General features: G+C 59.8%; 26 protein-coding genes. 11 read left to right on the plus strand and 15 right to left on the minus strand.

Annotated features, from left to right (window positions below):
• Positions 1-26: 26 nt before the first annotated feature.
• Together ACSSVC_RS26250 and ACSSVC_RS26255 are read right to left on the minus strand one after the other, a co-directional pair.
• Complete coding sequence (locus tag ACSSVC_RS26250; RefSeq protein ID WP_446439270.1) at positions 27-1,241, minus strand: winged helix-turn-helix domain-containing protein; 1,215 nt, start codon at positions 1,239-1,241, stop codon at positions 27-29.
• 65 nt (positions 1,242-1,306) lie between these two features.
• A complete protein-coding gene (locus ACSSVC_RS26255) occupies positions 1,307-1,528 on the minus strand; it encodes a DUF1127 domain-containing protein (RefSeq protein WP_346632557.1) in 222 nt (73 codons plus the stop codon).
• A 97-nt stretch (positions 1,529-1,625) separates the two neighbouring features.
• On the opposite strand from ACSSVC_RS26255, the gene ACSSVC_RS26260 reads away from it, so the two are divergent.
• The gene (locus tag ACSSVC_RS26260; RefSeq protein WP_346632164.1) at positions 1,626-2,480 is read left to right on the plus strand and encodes a LysR substrate-binding domain-containing protein; all 855 of its coding nucleotides are present in this window, start codon (positions 1,626-1,628) and stop codon (positions 2,478-2,480) included.
• On the opposite strand, the gene ACSSVC_RS26265 is transcribed toward ACSSVC_RS26260, so the two are convergent.
• Positions 2,470-3,219, minus strand: coding sequence for a sulfite exporter TauE/SafE family protein (locus tag ACSSVC_RS26265; protein ID WP_346632165.1), 750 nt, complete (start codon positions 3,217-3,219; stop codon positions 2,470-2,472). The genes ACSSVC_RS26260 and ACSSVC_RS26265 overlap by 11 nt on opposite strands.
• A gap of 105 nt (positions 3,220-3,324) precedes the next feature.
• Between ACSSVC_RS26265 and ACSSVC_RS26270 the strand changes: the two genes are divergently transcribed.
• From ACSSVC_RS26270 to ACSSVC_RS26280, 3 genes are all read left to right on the plus strand, one after another.
• On the plus strand, positions 3,325-4,275 hold the full coding sequence (locus ACSSVC_RS26270; protein ID WP_346632166.1) for a LysR family transcriptional regulator: 951 nt from the start codon (positions 3,325-3,327) through the stop codon (positions 4,273-4,275).
• 75 nt (positions 4,276-4,350) lie between these two features.
• Positions 4,351-4,812 carry a MarR family winged helix-turn-helix transcriptional regulator gene (locus ACSSVC_RS26275; RefSeq protein WP_346632167.1) on the plus strand — a complete coding sequence of 154 codons (462 nt, stop codon included), beginning with the start codon at positions 4,351-4,353 and terminating at the stop codon, positions 4,810-4,812.
• Between the two features lie 215 nt (positions 4,813-5,027).
• Positions 5,028-5,447, plus strand: coding sequence for an organic hydroperoxide resistance protein (locus ACSSVC_RS26280; protein ID WP_102880441.1), 420 nt, complete (start codon positions 5,028-5,030; stop codon positions 5,445-5,447).
• Positions 5,448-5,518: 71 nt separating this feature from the next.
• Here the strand turns inward: ACSSVC_RS26280 and ACSSVC_RS26285 are convergent, their stop codons facing one another.
• Positions 5,519-6,091 carry an elongation factor P gene (locus tag ACSSVC_RS26285; RefSeq protein WP_007931398.1) on the minus strand — a complete coding sequence of 191 codons (573 nt, stop codon included), beginning with the start codon at positions 6,089-6,091 and terminating at the stop codon, positions 5,519-5,521.
• Between the two features lie 48 nt (positions 6,092-6,139).
• Positions 6,140-7,273, minus strand: a complete 1,134-nt coding sequence (gene earP / locus ACSSVC_RS26290; RefSeq protein ID WP_404937441.1) for an elongation factor P maturation arginine rhamnosyltransferase EarP — start codon at positions 7,271-7,273, stop codon at positions 6,140-6,142.
• Positions 7,274-7,397: 124 nt separating this feature from the next.
• Between earP and ACSSVC_RS26295 the strand changes: the two genes are divergently transcribed.
• Together ACSSVC_RS26295 and ACSSVC_RS26300 are read left to right on the plus strand one after the other, a co-directional pair.
• Positions 7,398-7,793: a hypothetical protein gene (locus ACSSVC_RS26295; RefSeq protein WP_102860896.1), complete on the plus strand. Its 396-nt coding sequence runs from the start codon at positions 7,398-7,400 to the stop codon at positions 7,791-7,793.
• Positions 7,794-7,795: 2 nt separating this feature from the next.
• Positions 7,796-8,278, plus strand: a complete 483-nt coding sequence (locus ACSSVC_RS26300; RefSeq protein WP_404937442.1) for a GreA/GreB family elongation factor — start codon at positions 7,796-7,798, stop codon at positions 8,276-8,278.
• 6 nt (positions 8,279-8,284) lie between these two features.
• Here the strand turns inward: ACSSVC_RS26300 and cysB are convergent, their stop codons facing one another.
• From cysB to ACSSVC_RS26325, 5 genes are all read right to left on the minus strand, one after another.
• A complete protein-coding gene (cysB, locus tag ACSSVC_RS26305; RefSeq protein WP_102860894.1) occupies positions 8,285-9,259 on the minus strand; it encodes an HTH-type transcriptional regulator CysB in 975 nt (324 codons plus the stop codon).
• 111 nt (positions 9,260-9,370) lie between these two features.
• Complete coding sequence (locus tag ACSSVC_RS26310) at positions 9,371-9,871, minus strand: universal stress protein (RefSeq protein WP_102860893.1); 501 nt, start codon at positions 9,869-9,871, stop codon at positions 9,371-9,373.
• 95 nt (positions 9,872-9,966) lie between these two features.
• Complete coding sequence (locus ACSSVC_RS26315) at positions 9,967-10,872, minus strand: 5'-nucleotidase (protein ID WP_346632170.1); 906 nt, start codon at positions 10,870-10,872, stop codon at positions 9,967-9,969.
• Between the two features lie 25 nt (positions 10,873-10,897).
• The gene (locus ACSSVC_RS26320) at positions 10,898-11,854 is read right to left on the minus strand and encodes a putative 2-dehydropantoate 2-reductase (protein ID WP_346632171.1); all 957 of its coding nucleotides are present in this window, start codon (positions 11,852-11,854) and stop codon (positions 10,898-10,900) included.
• A complete protein-coding gene (locus tag ACSSVC_RS26325) occupies positions 11,854-12,240 on the minus strand; it encodes a YbbN family protein (RefSeq protein WP_346632172.1) in 387 nt (128 codons plus the stop codon). Before ACSSVC_RS26325 ends, ACSSVC_RS26320 begins: the two co-directional genes overlap by 1 nt.
• Between ACSSVC_RS26325 and ACSSVC_RS26330 the strand changes: the two genes are divergently transcribed.
• Positions 12,239-12,673 (plus strand): PilZ domain-containing protein, encoded by a 435-nt coding sequence (locus tag ACSSVC_RS26330; protein WP_102860889.1) that lies wholly within the window; start codon positions 12,239-12,241, stop codon positions 12,671-12,673. The genes ACSSVC_RS26325 and ACSSVC_RS26330 overlap by 2 nt on opposite strands.
• Before the next feature lie 140 nt (positions 12,674-12,813).
• Positions 12,814-13,890 carry a 3-deoxy-7-phosphoheptulonate synthase gene (locus ACSSVC_RS26335; RefSeq protein WP_016967428.1) on the plus strand — a complete coding sequence of 359 codons (1,077 nt, stop codon included), beginning with the start codon at positions 12,814-12,816 and terminating at the stop codon, positions 13,888-13,890.
• Between the two features lie 61 nt (positions 13,891-13,951).
• On the opposite strand, the gene ACSSVC_RS26340 is transcribed toward ACSSVC_RS26335, so the two are convergent.
• Positions 13,952-14,233: a GNAT family N-acetyltransferase gene (locus ACSSVC_RS26340; RefSeq protein ID WP_011062548.1), complete on the minus strand. Its 282-nt coding sequence runs from the start codon at positions 14,231-14,233 to the stop codon at positions 13,952-13,954.
• A gap of 645 nt (positions 14,234-14,878) precedes the next feature.
• Between ACSSVC_RS26340 and oprI the strand changes: the two genes are divergently transcribed.
• On the plus strand, positions 14,879-15,130 hold the full coding sequence (oprI, locus tag ACSSVC_RS26345) for an outer membrane lipoprotei OprI (protein ID WP_003448337.1): 252 nt from the start codon (positions 14,879-14,881) through the stop codon (positions 15,128-15,130).
• A gap of 127 nt (positions 15,131-15,257) precedes the next feature.
• Here oprI and ACSSVC_RS26350 read toward each other — a convergent pair whose 3' ends face one another.
• The 3 genes from ACSSVC_RS26350 to ACSSVC_RS26360 form a co-directional block, all read right to left on the minus strand.
• Complete coding sequence (locus tag ACSSVC_RS26350) at positions 15,258-16,232, minus strand: L,D-transpeptidase family protein (RefSeq protein WP_346632173.1); 975 nt, start codon at positions 16,230-16,232, stop codon at positions 15,258-15,260.
• 134 nt (positions 16,233-16,366) lie between these two features.
• Positions 16,367-16,660, minus strand: coding sequence for a hypothetical protein (locus ACSSVC_RS26355; RefSeq protein WP_007931378.1), 294 nt, complete (start codon positions 16,658-16,660; stop codon positions 16,367-16,369).
• Positions 16,661-16,716: 56 nt separating this feature from the next.
• Complete coding sequence (locus ACSSVC_RS26360) at positions 16,717-17,322, minus strand: arylesterase (RefSeq protein WP_346632174.1); 606 nt, start codon at positions 17,320-17,322, stop codon at positions 16,717-16,719.
• Between the two features lie 10 nt (positions 17,323-17,332).
• On the opposite strand from ACSSVC_RS26360, the gene ACSSVC_RS26365 reads away from it, so the two are divergent.
• The gene (locus ACSSVC_RS26365; protein ID WP_102860886.1) at positions 17,333-18,016 is read left to right on the plus strand and encodes an ABC transporter ATP-binding protein; all 684 of its coding nucleotides are present in this window, start codon (positions 17,333-17,335) and stop codon (positions 18,014-18,016) included.
• Positions 18,016-20,520 carry an ABC transporter permease gene (locus ACSSVC_RS26370; protein ID WP_404937444.1) on the plus strand — a complete coding sequence of 835 codons (2,505 nt, stop codon included), beginning with the start codon at positions 18,016-18,018 and terminating at the stop codon, positions 20,518-20,520. Before ACSSVC_RS26365 ends, ACSSVC_RS26370 begins: the two co-directional genes overlap by 1 nt.
• 33 nt (positions 20,521-20,553) lie before the next feature.
• Here ACSSVC_RS26370 and greB read toward each other — a convergent pair whose 3' ends face one another.
• The gene (gene greB / locus ACSSVC_RS26375; protein ID WP_492611676.1) at positions 20,554-21,027 is read right to left on the minus strand and encodes a transcription elongation factor GreB; all 474 of its coding nucleotides are present in this window, start codon (positions 21,025-21,027) and stop codon (positions 20,554-20,556) included.
• Positions 21,028-21,056 lie beyond the last annotated feature (29 nt).

The following is a 21,056-nucleotide window of genomic DNA, read 5'->3' on the forward strand; positions in this document are numbered from 1 at the left end:
AGGAGCGGGCTCGCCCGCGAAGCTCTTCACGCCAGCACCTCACGCAGTCGGCGCGCACCCTCACGCTGGCAATTGAGCTGAATCTGTTCCAACCCCAGCCAGTCGGCCATCTTTCGCAATTGCGCGGCCAATGCCCGGATTCCCTCTTCATCCAGACCGGGCTCCTCTTCATGCACCCCATGCACCGCCAGACGCCCCAGGGCCCGCTCCGCTCGCAGATCGACCCGAGCGGCAATCCGCTCGTGATGCAGGAACGGCAACACGTAATAGCCATAGACCCGCTTGTGCCGGGGCGTGTAGATCTCCAGCCGATAGCGGAAATCGAACAGCCGCTCAGTGCGGCTGCGCTCCCAGATCAGTGAATCGAACGGTGACAACAGCGCACTGGCCTCGACCTTGCGCGGCACCTTGACCTGCGGCAAGCAATAGGCCGGCTGACGCCAGCCCTGAACCTCGCAGACCAGCAACTCACCGGACTCCACCAGTTCGGCCAGTCGTGCACGGCTGTCGCCTGGATCGAGACGAAAATAATCCCGAAGGTCCTTTTCCGTGGCCACGCCCAAGGCGGTTGCGCCATGCAGCACCAGGCGGCGCTGGGCCTGAGCCTCATCCAGCAGCGGTTGCCGAAGGATCTGCGGTGCGATCACTCGCTCCGGCAAATCGTACAGGCGCTCGAAACCGCGGCGCCCCGCCACCGTCACTTCACCGGCCGCGAACAGCCATTCCAGCGCATGCTTTTCATCGCTCCAATCCCACCAGGGCCCGGCACGTTCCTCACGGGTGGACAGACTTCCCGCGCCCAACGCTCCTTGCGCCTCAACCGCGGCCATTACCCGACGGACAGTGGCCTGGCGCTCCTGGCCAAAGCGCGTCAACTGGGAGTAGATGCCCTGCCCCTGCTTTGCCCTCTGCATCCGCCAGCGCATCAGCGGGTACATGGACATGGGCAGCAACGACGCCTCATGCCCCCAGTATTCAAACAACGTGCGTTGCCGGCCCTGACTCCAGGCGGCCTGGTCGAGCAACTGCTGTGGATAACTGCCAAGGCGGGAAAACAACGGCAAGTAATGCGCCCGCACCAACGCGTTGACCGAATCGATCTGCAGCAGACCCAGGCGTTCTATCTGCTGATTGAGGCGTGCGGCCTTGATCGTTGCCGACGTCTGGCGCCCGCCGAACCCTTGGGCCGCCAGTGCCAGACGTCGAGCCTGCTTGAGAGAGAAAGAGCATTGTGCGGGCATGGGAGTTCTCCTTGTCTGCCCGCACGCTAGCGCACCGGGAACCGGCTTGTGTAGCGCTCTTGCGATTATTTATGCATGGGGTCGTCCCAGAACGGACGGACCCTCTCGTGCTCGACATCGGCCCGAGTCAGCCCCATATCCTTCAACGCTTCATCGCTCAGCCTCGCCAGCATCCGGCGCTCGTGCCCGATCTCGTACCAGCGTACGGCCTTGTGCCATAACGCACTGGGCGAAAGCGCCTGAAATGACAGTTTGTGGACCAGCAAATAACCCTTTTGACCTTTCATCATCTTGCCCTCCAGTGGGGATGACGTCAGTGTCTGCTCGGGATTAAGATCAATCCAACGAATGTTTCTTATGCCATTCATCTCAGGATTTGATGGAATGTCCCAGTTCCCCAGCATCGACACCGAAGTTCTGCGCACCTTTGTCGCCATCGCCGATGAGGGCGGTTTTACCCGGGCCGGTGAACGGGTCAATCGCACTCAATCCGCGGTGAGCATGCAGATGAAACGTCTGGAAGAGGATGTGCTGCAACGCCAGCTGTTCCAACGTGACGGGCGCCAGGTCAAGCTCACCGCCGAGGGTCAGGTGCTGCTGGGCTATGCCCGGCGCATCCTGAAACTGCACAGCGAAGTGTTCAATACCCTGCGCGAACCGCACATGGTGGGCCTGGTTCGCATCGGCACTCCGGATGATTATGTGATGCGTTTTCTGCCGGGAATCCTGTCGCGCTTTGCCCAAAGCTACCCGCTGATCCAGATCGAGGTGCATTGCGAATCGAGCAAACAGTTGCTGCAACGCCAGGATCTGGACCTGTCCATCGTCACCCGCGAGCCGGGCAGCGAGATCGGCCAGCTATTGCGCAAGGAGCGTTTTGTCTGGGCCGTTGCCCAGTGCTTCAATCCCCACGAGCAATCGCCATTGCCCCTGGCGATGTTCAACAGCGACTGTTTTTGCAGACTCTGGGCCTGCAACGCCCTGGACGCCGCCGGACTCGACTACCGGATTGCCTACAACAGCTCGAGCCTGGCGGCGCTGATGGCCGTGGTCAGTGCAGGGCTGGCGATCACCGCACAACTGGAAAGCCTGATCACCCCGGACATGCGCATTCTCGGTGAGGCCGAGGGGCTGCCCCAATTGCCCGAGGCGAGCATCATGCTGCTGCGCAACCTCAATACTCCCTCCCCCATCACCGAGTGCCTGGCGGAGCACATTGTCGAAGGCTTCAAACTTTAAAGGCCAGCATCACCGCGCACACCACCAGGAAACCGCAGAACAGCGCCCGCAGCAGACGCTCGGGCAAAGCATGAGCCACCTTCACTCCCCAGCTGATGCTCAACAGGCCGCCTGCTGCCAATGGCAGACCGATCATCCAGTCCACTTGATGATGGAAGCCGTAGGTCACCAGGGTCACGCCGGTGCTCGGCAACGCCAGAGCCAGGGACAGCCCTTGTGCCACCACCTGGGTGGTGCCAAAGACGCTGGTCAGTATCGGTGTGGCCACAACCGCGCCACCGACCCCGAACAACCCGCCCATGGCGCCGGACGCTGCACCGAGAACGCCCAGCCACGGCCAGGAGTAGCGCATCCGGGCACCGGCCGGTGTGTCGGCCATGAACATCCGCAACAGGTTGTAGGCCGACAGCACCAGGAGAAAGGCGACAAAGCCAATACGCATCTTCTGGGCATCGATGCCCACCGCCCAGATCGAACCGAGCCAGGCGAAACAAAAGCCCATCACTGCCAGGGGCAAGGCATGGCGCAATTCAATCCGGTTGCGCTGGTGGTAACGCCACAGCGCCAGCATCACATTGGGCACCACCATCACCAGTGCCGTGCCCTGGGCAATCTGCTGATCCAGGCCGAACAACACCCCCAGCACGGGAATCGCGATCAAGCCGCCACCGATACCGAACAAACCGCCCACAGTGCCCAGAGCCGCGCCCAACAGCAGATACATCACTAACTCGATCAAAGCCGCTCTCCTCACCTGAGATCTGCATGCTACGCAGTCGGCCCTGGCACGGAAACGCACAGCAACGCACAATGGCTGTGCCGTTTCCGCATAAGCGCTCTGACCATGAATCCCAATACCCTAACCGACCAACTGGGGCTGTTTCTCGATGTGCTGGAAGCCGGCAGCTTTTCCGCCGCGGCTCGCCGTCATCCACTGACCCCCTCCGCCGTGGCCCGGCGTATCGACAGCCTGGAAAGTGCCGTGGGCACCACACTGTTCATGCGCACCACCCATGCGGTGGTTGCCACCGCCGCCGGCCTGGCCTTCGCCGAACGGGCCCGGCGCATCGTCGCTGAACTGCAACTGGCCCGGGCCGAGGCGGTGTCTCTGAGCCATGCGCCGGAAGGCCTGATCCGCATCGATGCCCCGGCCGCCTTCGGCCGCCGTCATCTGGCACCGGCGATCGCCGACTTCCTGGTGCGCTATCCCGGCCTGGATGTACAACTGCACCTGATCGACAGCTTCGTCGACATGCAGGGCTCGCACCTGGGCAAAGTGGACCTGGTACTGCGGGCCGGGCAACGGGTGGATACCCGGATGGTGGCCACCTCCCTGGCCAGCATCGTACGCATTGCCTGCGCCAGTCCGTCCTACCTGAAGAGCCGTGGCACCCCGACTCACCCCGCTGAACTCAACCAGCACGACGGCCTCGACTGGGATGGCCTGGCACCGTTGTTCGCCTGGCGCTTTGAGTGGGACGGACAGGTGCAAAGTCATCGCCCGCAACGCATCCGCCTCAGCGCCAACAATGCCGAAGCCCTGCTTTCGGGAGCCTTGGCTGGGCTGGGTATTGCTCACTTGCCCACCTGGCTGGTGAGTGAATACCTGTTGCGCGGAGAGCTGGTGCCGTTGTTCTGTGATAACGGTCTGCCCAAGCCGGAAACCGCCGGCATCTATGCCTTACGCATGGAGCAGCATCCCAATGCCCGTAGCCGCCTGCTGTTGGAGTACCTGAAAAGTCGCTTCAGTCCGGTTCCGCCATGGGACCTGGCACTGCAGAGTGCAATGGGCTGACATCGACGAAAATTATCTGGCGCATTAAAGACTCGCCCGCTAGATTCAGGACCATTAACGACCAAGGCCCCCGACATGACCACCGATCGCTCTACCCCGGATACCTGCGAACAGTTGCTGTTGGACAACCAAGTGTGTTTCGCCCTGCACTCCACATCGCTGCTGCTGACCAAGGTCTACAAACCATTGCTGCAGCAACTGGGGCTGACCTACCCGCAGTACCTGGCAATGCTGGTGCTCTGGGAGCGCGATGGGCTGACCGTCGGCGAAATCAGCCAGCGCCTGCTGACCGACCCCGGCTCGCTGACGCCCTTACTCAAGCGCCTGGAAGCCGAGGGCCTGCTGAGCCGCACCCGCAGCCGGGAAGATGAGCGAGTGGTGATTGTCGAGCTGACCGAGCGGGGTCGTGCACTGCAGGGTCAGGCTCGGGAAATTCCCCAGTGCATCCTCGGCGCCAGCGGTCGGACGGTGGAGCAGTTGCGGCAGCTGCAGGAAGATTTGCAGGTGCTGAGGGGGCATCTGCAGAACAGTCTTTGAGGCTTCGCTGGCAAGCCAGCTCCTACAGTTGCGGCTGGTTTTTAGCAAAAATATATTTTTTTTAAAATCAATGAGTTGAGCCGGAGCCAGGGCCTTAGGCAAAGGGCTGCGTAAAATTTATCTTGCGCACTAAATACTTGAGCGATACATTTATTTCGCACTTACTTGGCGCGCAAACAATTAGCGCAAAAATAACCCAGCACGAGGCTTTCACCATGCAGACTCTCTACACCGCAGTTGCAACCGCCACCGGTGGCCGTGATGGCCGCGCTGTTTCCAGCGACAACATCCTCGACGTCAAACTGGCCACCCCCAAGGAACTCGGCGGGGCCGGTGGGCAGGCGACCAACCCGGAACAGTTGTTCGCCGCCGGCTATTCGGCCTGTTTTATCGGCGCTCTGAAGTTCGTTGCCAGCCAGAGCAAGCGCAAGATCCCGGACAACGCCTCGATCACCGCCCATGTTGGCATCGGTCAGATCCCAGGTGGCTTTGGCTTGGATATCGATCTGCATGTCAGCCTTCCGGGCCTGGCTCAGGAAGAGGCGCAAAGCCTGGTGGATGCCGCACATCAGGTCTGCCCCTACTCCAACGCCACCCGTGGCAATGTTGATGTACGCCTGCACGTGAACGTCTGAAACGGTAAACGCCAGGCATAAAAAAGCCCGACTCAAGGTCGGGCTTTTTCATGTACAAGGTCGGGCCAGGATTAAACCTTGGCGCGGCCCTTGTAGGAACCGCCTTCGCGGGTATCGATCTCGATCATGTCGCCGATTTCAATGAAGTCCGCAACGCTCAGCTCGGTACCGTTTTTCAGTTTGGCAGGCTTCATCACCTTGCCCGAAGTGTCGCCGCGAGCGGAACCTTCGGTGTAGTCAACCTGGCGCACGATGGTGGTCGGCAGGTCAACGGAAACCAGACGGTCTTCGAAGAACACAGCTTCGCAAACGTCGGTCATGCCTTCTTCGATGAACGGCAGAACCGCTTCGATGTCTTCGGCGTTCAGCTCGTACATGGTGTAGTCAGTGGTGTCCATGAACGTGTAGGTGTCACCGCTGATGAACGACAGGGTCGCTTCTTTGCGATCCAGGATCACGTCGTCCAGTTTGTCGTCCGCACCGTAAACGGTTTCGGTCTTGTAACCGGTCAGCAGGTTCTTCAGTTTGGTCTTCATGATCGCGCTGTTACGACCGGACTTGGTGAATTCAGCTTTCTGAACCAGCCAAGGATCGTTGTCGATACGGATCACGGTACCGGGTTTGAGTTCTTTACCAGTTTTCATTGCGAATATCCGAATTTGGATGGGATTTACAAAAATCTAGGCCGCGTATCATATCCAATTTAGGTAAAACTGCACCAGCGCCGCAGCAAGATCGGCTTGCAAGCCTTGTTCCAGACACCATTGTTCGGCGTGCGCGGCGACTTCGGGCCAGTGTTGCAGCAGGTTTTTCCAGGCTTGGGCCATCGCCGCCTCGGTATTCCAGGCTTGCCACAGGGCCCGCACCGCCGCCTGGGCGTCAGGTGAAAGCGTCCGAGTGTACAAGGCGAGAAAGGCCTCGAGCTTGTCCAGGTGGATGTCTTCGTCCTGACGGTAGATATGCCAAAGCATCGGCCGCCCGGCCCATTGCGCCCGAACAAAGGAGTCCTCTCCACGCACCGCGTTGAAATCGCAGCACCACAGCAGACGGTCGTAATCTTCCTGGCGAACAAAAGGCAGGACCTGGACCGTCAGGGACTGCCGGATCTGCAGGCTGCCCACACTCAACGACACGTCTCCCAGCCAGCGCTGTACATCTCCCAGGATGCGCCCTTCGGGCACCAGCAAATGGGTCTGTTGCGTATCGAGTGCCAAGGCGTCGAGCCAGCTGCCAAGCCCGGCATTTTCATAGGCGAACAGCGATATCAAGCGACAATCAGTTGCAGGGGTCACCCCCAGCCCCTGGAGAAAATCCAGCTTGGCCTGACGATCCCGCTGGAAAGCCCGACGCCGCTCCAGCAATCCGGCTTCGCGCAGCAAACCACCCGTGCCGGCCTGGAACCCGGGAAAGAAGAAGTACTTCTGTACGCCACGAAACTTCACTGACGGCAAGCCGTGGCAGCCACTGACCCAGTCCTCGGCGCTCAGGTAATCCAGGTTCAGCCACAAGGGCGCACGCTGGCGCTCGGCCATCGCCTCCATATAGGCATGGGGCAACTGACAGGCAAACGCGGCGATCACCACATCGGCTGCAGCTTCAGGTTGCCACTGGGCCGGCCAGTGTCGTACCTCGACCCCATCCTGAATTTGGCTGTGTCGCTGGGAGTCGATCTCTGGACAGATCTTTTCAAAGGCCCGCAGATCATCGACCCACAAACGCACCGTGCATTGATGCTCGGCCACCAACTGTCGGGCCAGGCGCCAGGTCACGCCGATGTCGCCGTAGTTGTCGACCACGCTGCAAAAAATATCCCAGGAGGCTTTCATTCCAGTCCCCGATTGGCAAAGGCGCCGATTGTCCGCATAAATGCCCCTGCGCAGAAGAGCCAACCTCGATTAATCTTCATGCGACAATCAGCCCTCGCCCACTATCGCCCGCCAGGAGGCAACCATGTCCTATCGCCCGCCCGCTCGTCGCTCCTTGCGCATCAGCTTCAATGCCCTGGCGCTCAGCGGCAGCATTGCCCTGGGCCTGTGGCTGGGTTTTCTGGCGATTGCCCTGACCTGCTGGCTGGCCTCGCACTTTCTCTTCAGCCAGCAACTGGCCCCTGTAGCGCAAGCCGTGCAGCAATTGGCGAAGCCGCCGGTGGTTGCGCCGGAGCCGCCCAATCGGCTGTTCGAGCAGTATCAGGAAAACCTGCGCAAGAACGAAGAGTTGCAATCCCTGGATAACGCTCGTAGCAACCCGCGCAACCTGTCCAATCCCAAATGCCAGTTCTGGTTGCAACAGGACCAGACTGCCCCCAGCGAAAAGAGCCGGGCCAACGTCCTGCAGTTCTGTAATTGATCATGAATAAACAGTCTGTCTGCCAATTGATTCTGCAACAGCTCCGAGAGGATCTGGAGGTCGCGGTGCGCGCTGCGCAAACCGCCTACGAAACCGCCACTCACGAAGAGAATATCGCCGAGAACAAGTACGACACCCTGGGACTGGAAGCCTCCTACCTGGCGGCCGGCCAGGCTCGGCGGGTCGAGGAAATCCGTCAGGCATTGAATCTCTGGCAGAACCTGACTCTGCGATCCTACGACCCACAGGCCGGGATTCAGGTCGGTGCGTTGCTGGGACTAGAGGATGAAAACGGCCACGAACAATGGCTGTTTCTCGGCCCCGATGGGGCTGGCCTGAAAGTCTATGTGGTGGGTCAGCTGGTGACCGTCATCACCCCGCGGTCACCGCTGGGCAAGAGCCTGATGGGCAAGTTCGAGGGCGACGAGGTGGAGATCGTGGTGGCGGGCGCTCGGCAACAGTTCACTGTCACCGAGGTCCGCTAGCTGAAATCAGTGAACCGGCAGTTCGACGCCGTCGAACAGTTCTTCCAGTTCCTGCTTGTTATGGCATTGAATCGCCTTGGCCATGACTTCGCGCGTCAGGTGCGGGGCGAACTTCTCGATGAAGTCGCACATGAAGCCGCGCAGGAATGTACCGCGACGGAAACCGATCTTGGTGATGCTCGACTCGAACAGCTCGCTGGCGTCCAGTACCACCAGGTCATTGTCGAGCTTGGTATCGACCGCCATCTTGGCGACGATACCCACCCCCAGCCCCAGGCGCACATAGGTCTTGATCACGTCGGCGTCAGCGGCGGTGAACACCACTTTTGGCGTCAGGCCACGATGGCTGAAGGCTTCATCGAGCTTGGAGCGGCCGGTGAAACCAAACACGTAGGTAACGATGGGGTATTCGGCCAGTGTTTCCAGGGTCAGCTTCGGCAGCTTGGTCAGTGGGTGGCCCTGAGGCACGACCACGCAACGGTTCCAGCGATAGCACGGCATCATCACCAGATCACCGAACAGCTCCAGAGCCTCGGTGGCGATGGCAAAATCCACGGTGCCGTCAGCGGCCATTTCAGCGATCTGCATCGGCGAGCCCTGGTGCATGTGCAGCGCCACATCGGGGTATTGCTTGATGAAGCTGCTGATCACTGGCGGCAGGGCGTAACGTGCCTGGGTGTGGGTGGTAGCGATGGACAGGGTGCCCTTCTTCTCGTTGGAGAACTCCTGGGCGATCTGCTTGATGCTTTCGACCTTGCGCAGGATCTCGCCGGCGGTGGTGATGATCCGCTCACCGGCCGGGGTCACGCGGGTCAGATGCTTGCCGCTGCGAGCGAAGACCTCAACCCCAAGCTCGTCTTCGAGCAGACGGATCTGCTTGCTGATACCCGGTTGTGAGGTGTAAAGGCTTTGGGCGGTAGCGGAGACGTTGAGGTCGTGGTGCGCCACTTCCCAGATGTAGCGCAATTGTTGAAGCTTCATATGAATCCCTCAAAGCAGGTAGACGCCACGGGTATCAGCGACGGTATATAACTATATTAATGGTCAGGAGAATAAATCTAGAACTTTTATTCAGAATTTTCCATTCCGCCCTCAGACATCCCCCTGACGCCGACGCTGCACCAGAGGCACCAGATAAACCGGCACTTTGGCCAGTTGCAAAACCCGTGCTGCCGTACGCCCCAAAGGGGTTTGCGCACCGCCCCCGTGGCTGTGACTTCCTACGATCAGCAAATCCACCGAGAGTTTCGCCGCCTGATCCAGAATCACCTGGGATGGGTCCCCTTGAAGCACTCGCACCGACTGGATCAAGGTCAGGTCCTGCATGCCCTCCCCCAACTCCTCGCGAAAACTGTCCAGCACCCGCTGCTCGATATTGGCCATTACCGTGCTCAAGCCCTGGCGGTGAAACTCGTTCAAGGACTGCTCATCCAGATAGCTCTGCAACACCGATTCGGCAAATAGCCCCATGGGTTCCACTGCGTGCACTACATGTAAGTCGGCATTGAACGTTCGAGCCAGCTCCAGGGCATGCTGCATGACAAAGGGCGCATACAGACCGAGGTCGGTGGCATACAGCATCGAACGAATCATATGACCTCCTCAACTGCCAAGATGGCGGAGATTGATTCAGCTTAGCAGTGCCTGGAACTGTGGGAGGTTCGACGCAAAACCGGGGATTTTAGGGCTCAATCCCTGGCTTCGTTGCTGATGCCGTGGGGCACGTGACCGGTGGCAACCACTTCGCGGGCCAACTCGCAGTGCCCCGCCTGGTCGTCGAAAAAAACATCGGCGGCAAAGGCTTCAAGAAAGGCGGCTTTCTCCAGGCCGCCCAGGAACAAGGACTCGTCCAGACGAATGTCCCACTCGCGCAAAGTGCGGATCACCCGCTCATGGGCCGGCGCCGAACGCGCAGTGACCAAGGCTGTGCGAATCGGGCAGGCATCGTTGGGAAACTCGCCCTGAAGCAGATTGAGTGCCGCTAGAAATCCCTTGAACGGGCCGCCCGGCAATGGTTCCCGGGCCGATTGCTGCTCACTGGCCTGAAAGGCCTCCAGGCCACCGGCTTGATAGACCCGCTCCGAATCATCGGAAAACAGCACAGCGTCACCGTCGAAGGCGATGCGCAACTCGCCATTGGCGGCACGCCGAGCACCGCCGGAGAGGATGGTCGCGGCAGCAAACCCAGCCTCCAGAGCACTGCGTACGTCGTCGGCATGGGTAGAGAGAAACAGATCGCTGCCAAAGGCCGCCAGATAAGGATAGGGACTGCGACCGCCGACGAACGCCGCACGAGAAATACCCAGACCGTAATGCTGGATCGAGTTGAACACCCGTAGACCGGTGTCGGCACTGTTGCGTGAAACCAGCACCACCTCGACCCGCGCACGCCCCAGACTGGCATTGAAACTGAGCAGCTTCTTCACCAGGGGGAAGGCATCGCCCGGCTCGAGGATCTCCTCCTCGTGTTCGATCTGGTACTGCCTGTAAGCCTCGACACCCTGGGCCAGATAGACCTTATGACTGTCGCTCAGATCGAATAGCGCCCGTGACGAAATCGCCACCACCAGCTTGCCATCCAGGCCCTTTGCCATATTCCGTCCCCTTCAGGTAATCCGCTCAAGCGTGATGCCGATCGATGAAACTCAAGGCCTGGTACAACGCCTGGATTTTCGGCAGCTCACAGCCAGCGGCCCTGGCTGCCGCCAAAGGTGCGGCATAAATGGCTGCCAACTCCAGAGGGCGCTGGTGCAGGAAATCATGGTACATGCTCGGCCAGTAATCGGGCATGTGCTCGGTGGACTTGAACAGTTGCTGAGCGTAGGCATCTGGAATGACATGGCCACAAGCCGCAGCCCCCTGCAGCACTTCCTGCATGAGGTCCTGAATCAACTCGCGACTGTCCGGATCGGCCATCAGCGGCGTAGTACTGGCCTTGAGCAGCACCGACAGACCGTTGTAAGGCACATTCCACACCAGCTTCTGCCAACGCGCCTGATGCAGGTTGCCCATGGCCTGGGAATCAAGCCCGGCTGCACGAAACAACGCCGCCCCTTCTTCGACAATAGTCTGGCTCAACGCCGGATCAGCGCTTGCCGGACCACTGTGGTAGCCCAAATTGACCGCACCGAGAGCCTGGTGCTCAATCTGGCCGGGACCCGCCCGATGAACACAGATAAAGCACAAGCCACCCAATAGATGCAGCGACTCAGGAAGCACGGCGCGCAGGCCATCTTCAACGTCCAGGCCATTCTGCAGTAACAGAACCTTGGCATCAGGCGCCGCCGCTTGAATGATCGCCGGCGCCAACTGGACATTGCTGGTGGTCTTGGCCCCCACCAGCAGCCAATCACAAGGCGGCATCTCCTCAGCGCTGGCGTACGCCTGAACCGGTTTCAGGCTCAACGCCCCGTGCTGAGCGCTGTTGACCTGCAGCCCCTGCTCCACCACCGTCGAGAACTCGCTGCGTAATAGAAAGTGCACGTCGAAACCGGCGCGTGCCAGCATCACCCCGTAAAAACCTCCGATCGCTCCGGTCCCGATAATGCCCACACGCGGTTTACGACCTGCATCCATCAAGGCAACTCCTCTGGTATTCGATTAAGCGCCTGACGCAGGCCCTCAGAGAGCTCCTTGTACGTCAGCCGCGACTGCAACGCCCCATAAAACTCACCGTCGCTCACCACGAACAGGGCCGGCAGGTGAAACACCTGATAGCGCTCCACCGCGCCTCCGCTGTCAGCGGCATCGACCCAGCACAACCGATCGACCGGCAAGCCCAGCCCCGGCAGTTGCGCCCGCGCCCAACGGCAACTGGAGCAGCCGACGCTGGTGAAAAGCACCAGAGAAACGCCGTCCAGACCCAGCAATTGCTGGTCGATATCGAAGTCTGTCAGTTCCAATTCGACCACTATACTGGGGGAAACAATGTCAATTGGACGACACTCGGAGTCTGCGGTCATGGGACGTTTTTTGCCTCATCCTGATGATGTTCCGGTTGAGCTGACCCTGCGTAAATACGCCTGCATTTCCCGTCAGCGTTTGCACACTATCAGCCTCGGTGGCATGGCGTGCAATTACCACCGTGCCTGGCGCCACGGCACCGCACTTGAAGTGTATATGCCGACGCTGGGGGAAAATGCGCGCTACAACGGCTATGTCGCCTGGTGCCTGAAGCGCAAGCGCGGCTACCTGGTGGGCATCGCTTTCGTCGATGAACAAACGCTGTTCGGCGCCCGCATGGGCGAACAGGTGTGCCAGATCGCCCGATACTGCCGCCTGCATGAACCTCAGAGCGAACAACAATGCATCGAGGCCCTGGCTCTGAATTGGGTCGAGCAGCACGCAGAGGACTATTCCGAGGACCGCGTGCACCAGGCTTTTGTACAGCCTTAGCCCAATAAAACCGCCGCCTGCCCATTGTAGAGTCACCGGGTAACGCGCTAAGGTTCCGCTCCCCGACGCGCCCAAATCCGCTGTGCTCCGCCGCGCGGGGATCGCTGGCGGCCGGCACCCGTGACCTGACGAGTAACACGATGGCTGATTTACCGATCAACGACCTTAACGTCGCCTCCAACGAGACCCTGATCACCCCTGATCAACTCAAACGAGACATCCCGCTGAGCGACACCGCCTTGCGCACAGTGACCAAGGGTCGCGAAGTGATTCGCAACATCCTCGACGGCACTGATCACCGTCTGTTCATCGTCATTGGGCCCTGCTCAATCCACGACATCAAGGCAGCACACGAGTACGCCGAACGTCTCAAGGCCTTAGCAGCGGAAGTCTCCGACACTCTCTATCTGGTAATGCGGGTGTACTTCGAGAAACCCCGTACTACTGTCGGCTGGAAAGGCCTGATCAACGACCCTTACCTGGATGACTCGTTCAAGATTCAGGACGGTTTGCATATCGGGCGGCAACTGTTGCTGGACCTGGCTGAAATGGGCCTGCCTACCGCCACTGAAGCCCTTGACCCGATCTCCCCGCAATATCTGCAGGACCTGATCAGTTGGTCGGCCATCGGTGCCCGCACCACCGAATCCCAGACCCACCGGGAAATGGCTTCCGGCCTGTCGTCGGCCGTGGGCTTCAAGAATGGCACCGACGGTGGCCTCACCGTGGCGATCAACGCGCTGCAATCGGTATCCAGCCCGCATCGTTTCCTGGGGATCAACCCACAAGGCGGCGTATCGATCGTCACCACCAAAGGCAATGCCTACGGCCACGTGGTGCTGCGTGGCGGCAATGGCAAGCCGAACTATGACTCGGTGAGTGTCGCTGTCTGCGAGCAAGCCCTGAGCAAGGCCAAGATCAAGCCGAACATCATGATCGACTGCAGCCATGCCAACTCCAACAAGGATCCGGCGCTGCAACCTCTGGTAATGGAGAACGTCGCCAACCAGATCTTGGAAGGCAACCAGTCGATCATCGGCCTGATGGTGGAAAGTCATCTGAACTGGGGTTGCCAGGCGATTCCCAAGGACCTGTCGGACCTGCAGTACGGCGTATCGATTACCGACGCCTGCATCGACTGGGAAAGCACCGAGAAAACCCTGCGCAGCATGCACGCCAAGCTCAAGGACGTACTGCCAAAACGCGATCGCAGCTGATCCTTTTCGCCAGATACAAAAACGCCGGGCCAAGCCCGGCGTTTTTCATGGTCGGCCCCGATCAGAGCTTTGCGGCGTGACGCTGATGGCGTTCCATGTAGCGTTCTACATAAGAGCAGGATGGAATCACTGTGTAGCCCATACGCTCGGCATACTCCAGCGCCTGCTCAGTCAGTGCCGCGGCAATGCCGCGCCCACGCAATGCGTTGGGCACGAAGGTGCGGTAGATATCCAGGGTTTGCTTACCCAGGTCCATATAGGTCAGGTAGGCACGATGACCGTCCACATTGGTCTCGAACTGATGACCAGCCTGGTCATGGTGGATGGACAACGCCTCGCTCATCACTACTCCTTGCGGGTCTGGAATGCTGACCCCTACCTTACCGATGTTTTTCCGGCGAAGGAACAACTTACGCCACCTCGTGCCTGTCGGACGCCGCGAAGAAGGCATCGCTCTTACATCACGAGCACGTTACAAAATAGTAGGCGCCCTTGGCATAAATGCTCAAGCCATGCTCGTCACAGATCAGCGCAAAATGCCCTCAGCAAGCCTTGCAGAAACCACCGTCAGGCCCAGTGCAAAAATGCGTTGAGGCTATACATCGCCGGATGCTGAAACTTAAGACGAGCGCCGCCTCTTAAAGTCACCGGCAAGATGGACAAAGATAGGTCAAGGCTAGGCAGATTCTGAAGAAAAGTGCCATCGACACAATATAGACCGACTTTAGCCTAGACTCCGAAACAGCGCATGGAAAAGTCCAAGACCAATGCTGGCAAACAACCAGCCCCCTCTGACAGAGCCTTGCCGCTGAATATTTTTTATACAACCGCTTCAAAAGTTGCTCGAAAAAGAATCACCGCCTAGAATTTTTTTTGCTTCTTGCGCTACGTCAGTTTACTTACTACAAGTAATGGGTAGTATGTACGCCGGCTATTTCCTCACTCTGAGGTGATAGCTACTAATAGAAAGTCCTTGAAGGGGAACACGATGAACAACGTTCTGAAATTCTCTGCTCTGGCTCTGGCCGCAGTTCTGGCTACCGGTTGCAGCAGCGTATCCAAAGAAACCGAAGCTCGTCTGACTGCTACTGAAGACGCAGCAGCTCGTGCTCAGGCTCGTGCAGACGAAGCCTATCGTAAAGCTGATGAAGCTCTGGCTGCTGCTCAAAAAGCACAACAGACTGCTGACGAAGCTAACGAGCGCGCTCTGCGTATGCTGGAAAAAGCTAGCCGCAAGTAATAGTCCCTCGGGATTGTTATCAAGCCGATCCATTTTTTGGATCGGCTTTTTTATTGCCTGGGATTTTCCACAGGCAATAAAAAACCCGTCGATACCGGCAGGTATCGACGGGTTGTTGTTCTATCCCTTACTGCTGCAGATCGAACGGAGCGCTGGACAACGATGTTGCAGGCGCCGTGGTCGGTATTGCGATCTCCACTGGCAAGCCATCTTCGGCCGCCACTACATCCCTGACCACATCCCAGTTCATGCGCAGGTTGTTGGCCAGATCTTCGCGCTTGAGCAAGGCATTGATCACCGCAGTGTGCTTGTCGACCACTGAAGGATTACCCTTGTCATCCAAAGGTGTATGCGCCTCCAGATAGACTTTGCCATCGCTGATACCGAACTTGTACGGATCGTTGATGATACGCACGGAAGTTCCTACCGGAACCATGCCGGCCATTTCCAGCACGTTGTTGTTGAGCATGCGGAAACAGCCATGGCTGGTGCGCATGCCGATGCCGAACTTCTTGTTCGAACCGTGGATCAGGTAACCGGGCGTACCCAGGGTGAACTTGAACGGCCCGAGCGGGTTGTCCGGCCCTGCCGGCACGACGCTCGGCAGCGGATCACCGTCCGCAGCATGTTCGGCTCGGATTGACGCCGGCGGAGTCCAGGTTGGATTCGGGGTTTTCGCAGTAATGCTGGTATGCGCGATCGGCGAGCCCCAGCCCTCACGTCCAATGCCCAACGGGAAGGTGTAAACCACATTCCGCCCCTTGGGGAAGTAGTAAAGACGATACTCCGCCAGGTTGATCACAATGCCCTCACGGGGCCCGGGGGGCAGGATGAAACGGGTGGGCAGGATGACCTCGGTGCCCGCACCGGGCAACCAGGGGTCGACTCCCGGGTTGGCCGCCACCATCTCCAGATACCCCAGGTCATAAGCAGTACCCAGGTCGGCGAAGGTGTCTTCGTACTTGGCCTTGATCACCTGCACCTGGCCGACGATGTCTTCACCGGGCGGTGGTAGAGGCAATTCCAATGCTGCAACGGGACCGACCACACACAATGCGGCAAGTGTCAGGCAGCGGGTGACGGCGGGGAGGCGCGGCAACATCCGGATAATCCTTCGCATGAACAACGAGTGATAGAAACGCGATTGTACACCCCGCCCTCTGGCTGCGGGAGCCAAGCGGGAGACACAAGCACAGACACATGAAATCCCTGTCGAAACGGTCCGCTATCGACCGCCTACAGCTCGAAGCGCAACTCAGGCCAGATCGGCGGGGTGCCACGCTTTTGCGACTCCAGGATTGCCCGACACAAAGGGCAGAGTCGCTGATCCTGGAAAATCGTCCGATCCACACTCGACCAGCGCGGCTGCGCGGGCAACAAAGTGCCGCACAACGTCCGGTCGGCGGAACCGCCCAACTCCAGCTGACGCGTCACCAGATGCACTCGAACTTCCTGGCAGGCGAACAGGTCAAGCTGTTCATCAGGCTCGATCAGTTGATAGGCAAACAGGGACCAGGCGGGACGCGGCATCGGGGGCTCCAAATCGGGGGCGCCACATTAGCCGAAACACTGCCGCTAGAAAAGCGTCAAAGCAGCGGTTTTAGCGTCGGCCAGACATTTTCCAGCAACTTGTCCTGAGCCGCTGCTGCAGGGTGCAGACCGTCTGCCTGCATCAGCTCGGGATGACCACCGACCCCATCAAGAAAAAACGGCACCAGCGCCACCTTCTTGTCACTGGCCAACTGGCTATAAACCTGAGCGAACGCCTGTGTGTAGCGCACACCATAGTTGGGCGGCAATTGCATGCCCAACAGCAGCACCTTGGCTCCACCGGCCTGGGCACTGTCGATCATCGACGCAAGATTTTGTTGCAATTGCTGAGGCGGCTGACCGCGCAGGCCATCGTTGCCGCCCAACTCGAGGATCACCACCTCAGGCTTATGCTCTGCAAGCAGCGCCGGCAGCCGCGCCAGGCCACCGGCACTGGTGTCGCCACTGACCGAGGCGTTGACCACTTTGTCGGTGAAACCCTGGTCCTTGAGCCGCTTATCCAACAGAGCCACCCACCCTTCGCGGGTATCCAGGCCGAAAGCCGCACTGATACTATCGCCCACGATCAGGACCGTACCCGCCGCTGCGTTCTGGGCCATGCACATCAAGGCCAGGCCGGCACTCAAAAACCATACACGCATCGGATTCTCCATGGGCGCAAGCATTCTCACTGCGCGGAACCTTAGCAAAGTGGTTCCCAGCGCGGAAGGTGAACTGACCATCCTTCATGAACTCAGTCTGGAGCTGAACCAGGGCGACAGTCTGGCCATAGTCGGCGCCTCAGGGTCTGGAAAATCCACACTGCTCGGTTTGCTGGCGGGACTCGACCTGCCCAGTAGTGGTGAGGTCACCCTCGCCGGCCAAGCCTTGAGTCGCCTGGATGAAGATCAGCGGGCACGGGTCAGGGCCGAGCACGTTGGGTTCGTGTTTCAATCCTTCCAGTTGCTCGACAGCCTCAACGCCCTGGAAAACGTCATGCTCCCTCTGGAGCTGGATGGCCGCCGCGACGCCCGTGAGCGCGCCACCGAGCTGCTGCGACGGGTCGGCCTCGGCCAGCGCCTGAGCCACTCGCCCCGCCAGCTTTCCGGCGGTGAGCAACAACGAGTGGCCATCGCCCGGGCCTTTGCCGCCGAACCCGACGTGCTGTTTGCCGACGAACCTACCGGCAACCTCGACAGCCACACCGGTGAACGCATCAGCGACCTGCTGTTCGAGCTCAACAAGGAGAGCGGCACGACCCTGGTGCTGGTGACCCATGATGAACGCCTGGCCCATCGTTGCCGGCGCTTGATCCGTCTTGAAGCGGGCTTGCTGGTCGCCCCTCTGGAGCCTTGATGGCACGTCTGCCGCTGTTGCGCCTGTTCAGCCTCGCCCTGCGTCAGCTGTTGCGCGATGCCCGCGCCGGGGAGTTAAGGGTGCTGTTCTTTGCCATGCTGGTGGCTGTGGCGGCAAGCACCGCCATTGGTTATTTCGGTGCCCGCCTGAACGGAGCCATGCTGCTGCGGGCTACTGAATTCCTCGGGGCTGACCTGCTTCTGGAGGGCAGCTCGCCGGCACGCCCGGAACAGACCGACAGCGGGCGGGCACTGGGACTCGATCATGCGCGCATCGTCGAATTCTCCAGCGTTATCGCCACCGACAATGGTATTCAACTGTCGAGTATCAAGGCAGTGGACAGTGCCTACCCACTACGCGGCCAGCTCAAGAGTGCGCCAGCGCCCTACGGCGTTGAAGAGCCCGGTGGAGGTCCAAAGGCCGGCGAAGCCTGGGTCGAATCACGCCTGCTGACCGCGCTGAATCTGAAGATCGGCGACAGCATCGACGTCGGTACGCAGCCCCTGCGCCTGGCGCGGGTCCTGACCTATGAGCCCGACCGAGCCGGCAACTTCTATAGCCTGACGCCTAGAGTGCTGATCAGCCTGGATGACCTGCAAGCCACTGGCGTCGTTCAGCCGGGCAGCCGGGTCAGCTACAAGGAGCTCTGGCGCGGCCCGGCGCCGGCTCTTGAGAGCTATCGCCAACTGATCAAGCCGGGCCTGGCGGCCAACCAGCGACTACAGGATGCCCGCGATGGCAACCAGCAGATTGGGGGGGCCTTGGGCAAGGCTGAGCGTTACCTGAACATGGCTAGTCTGGTGGCCGTGTTGCTATCCGGGGTCGCCGTCGCCCTATCGGCCAATCGTTTCGCAGCCCGGCGCTTCGATGCCAGCGCATTGCTACGCTGCCTCGGCCTATCGCGGCGGGAAACCATGCTGCTGTTCAGCGTGCAATTGGGACTTCTGGGGCTCCTGGCCAGCCTCTGCGGCGCACTGCTGGGGTGGTTGGCCCAACTTGGCCTGTTCTATCTGCTGCATGACCTGCTGCCCAGCGATGTGCCTCCAGGAGGCCTGTTCCCAGCCATTGCCGGCATCGGCACCGGGCTGGTAGCCCTGGCAGGGTTTGCCCTACCCCCTCTGGCCGCCTTGGGGCGGGTCCCGCCACTTCGAGTGTTACGCCGTGACCTGCTGCCCATTCCTTCCAGTACCTGGATGATCTACGGCACCGCGCTTTTTGCCCTGGGCCTGATCATGTGGCGCCTGAGCCTGGATCTGATCCTGACCTTTGCCCTGCTCGGCGGCGGCCTGATAGCGGCGCTGGTACTGGGCGGGTTACTGCTTTTGGTGCTGCAAAGCCTGCGGCGCCTGCTGGCCCGTTCTTCCCTGCCCTGGCGACTGGGGCTTGGCCAGTTGCTGCGGCATCCCTTGGCGGCGGCCGGACAGTCCCTGGCCTTTGGACTGATTCTGCTGTCCATGGCACTGATCGCCCTGCTGCGGGGCGAACTGCTGGATACCTGGCAGAACCAGTTGCCGAAGAATGCCCCCAATTACTTTGCACTGAATATCCTTCCCGCCGAAAAACAGGCTTTTAGCGAACGCCTGGTACAACTTTCTGCCCCTTCAGCGCCGCTGTATCCGGTAGTTCCAGGACGCCTGGTGAGCATCAACGGTGAGCCTGTAAGGGAGATTGTCAGTAAGGACTCCAGTGGCGACCGTGCGGTACAGCGCGACCTGAGCCTGACCTGGGCCGCCGACCTGCCGGCCGGCAACCGCATCACCGAAGGCGACTGGTGGTCAGCGCAGCCCGCCGGTGATGTGCCCGGCGTATCGGTAGAGGCCAAGGTTGCACAAAGCCTGAAACTGAAACTGGGAGACCAACTGACCTTCACCGTCGCGGGCGTTAATCGGGAAGCCCGGGTTACCAGCCTGCGCAGCATCAACTGGGACAACTTCCAACCGAACTTCTTCATGATCTTCCAGCCAGGCACCCTGAAAGACCTGCCTGCCACCTATCTGACCAGCTTTTATCTAAGTCCGGGACACGACCAGCAGGTCATCGAGCTATCCAGGGCCTTTCCAGCGGTGACCATTCTTCAAGTGGAGGCCTTGCTGGAGCAACTGCGTAGCATCCTGGCCCAGGTCACTCTGGCGGTGGAGTATGTATTGCTGTTTGTCCTGGCGGCGGGAATGGCAGTGCTGTTTTCCGGCCTGCAGGCCACATTGGACGAGCGCATTCGCCAAGGTGCGCTGTTACGCGCCCTCGGTGCCGAGAGGCGGTTGCTGGTCAAGGCACGGCGGATCGAATTCGGTCTTCTAGGTGCAGTCAGCGGCCTGCTGGCGGCCCTGGGTAGCGAATTGGTCAGCCTGGTGCTTTACCGGTTCGCCTTCGACCTGCCCTGGCACCCACATCCCTGGCTGTTGCTGCTGCCGCTGATCGGTGCCCTGCTGGTGGGCGGGGCCGGCGTTTTTGGTACCCGCCGGGCGTTGAACGCCAGCCCATTGAGCGTCCTGCGCGAAGGATGAAGAGCAACAGCTCGCCAGTACAGGCTGGCGAGCCTACTTCACATAGTCGATCTGATTGATCCACCAGCAGGTCTCGCCTGCCGGGGTATGGACGATGGCCTCATCACCCACTTCCTTCTTCAACAGCGCCCTGGCCATTGGCGAGTCGATGGAAATGTAGTCCTTGCGCAGATAAATCTCGTCGTATCCGACGATACGAAAGCGCTTGATCTCCTCAGCCTCGTTTTCCACTTCCACCCAGGCACCAAAGAACACCCGCCCCTCTTGCTCTGGCGCGTAGGAAACCACCTTCATGTCTTCCAGCCGCTTGCGTATGTAACGCACCCGGCGATCAATCTCCCGCAAGAGTTTTTTGTTGTACTGATAGTCCGCGTTCTCACTGCGGTCACCCAGTGAAGCGGCCCAAGTGACCTTCTGGGTGATATCCGGGCGTTTCTGCCGCCACAGATAATCCAACTCCTGCTTCAGAGCGTCGTAACCATCCTGTGTGATGAGCTTGGTACTCAATTGGCTTGTCACCTTCCAGCCTTGTACAT

The sequence above is a fragment of the Pseudomonas sp. E1BtOHC1 genome (assembly GCF_058744285.1).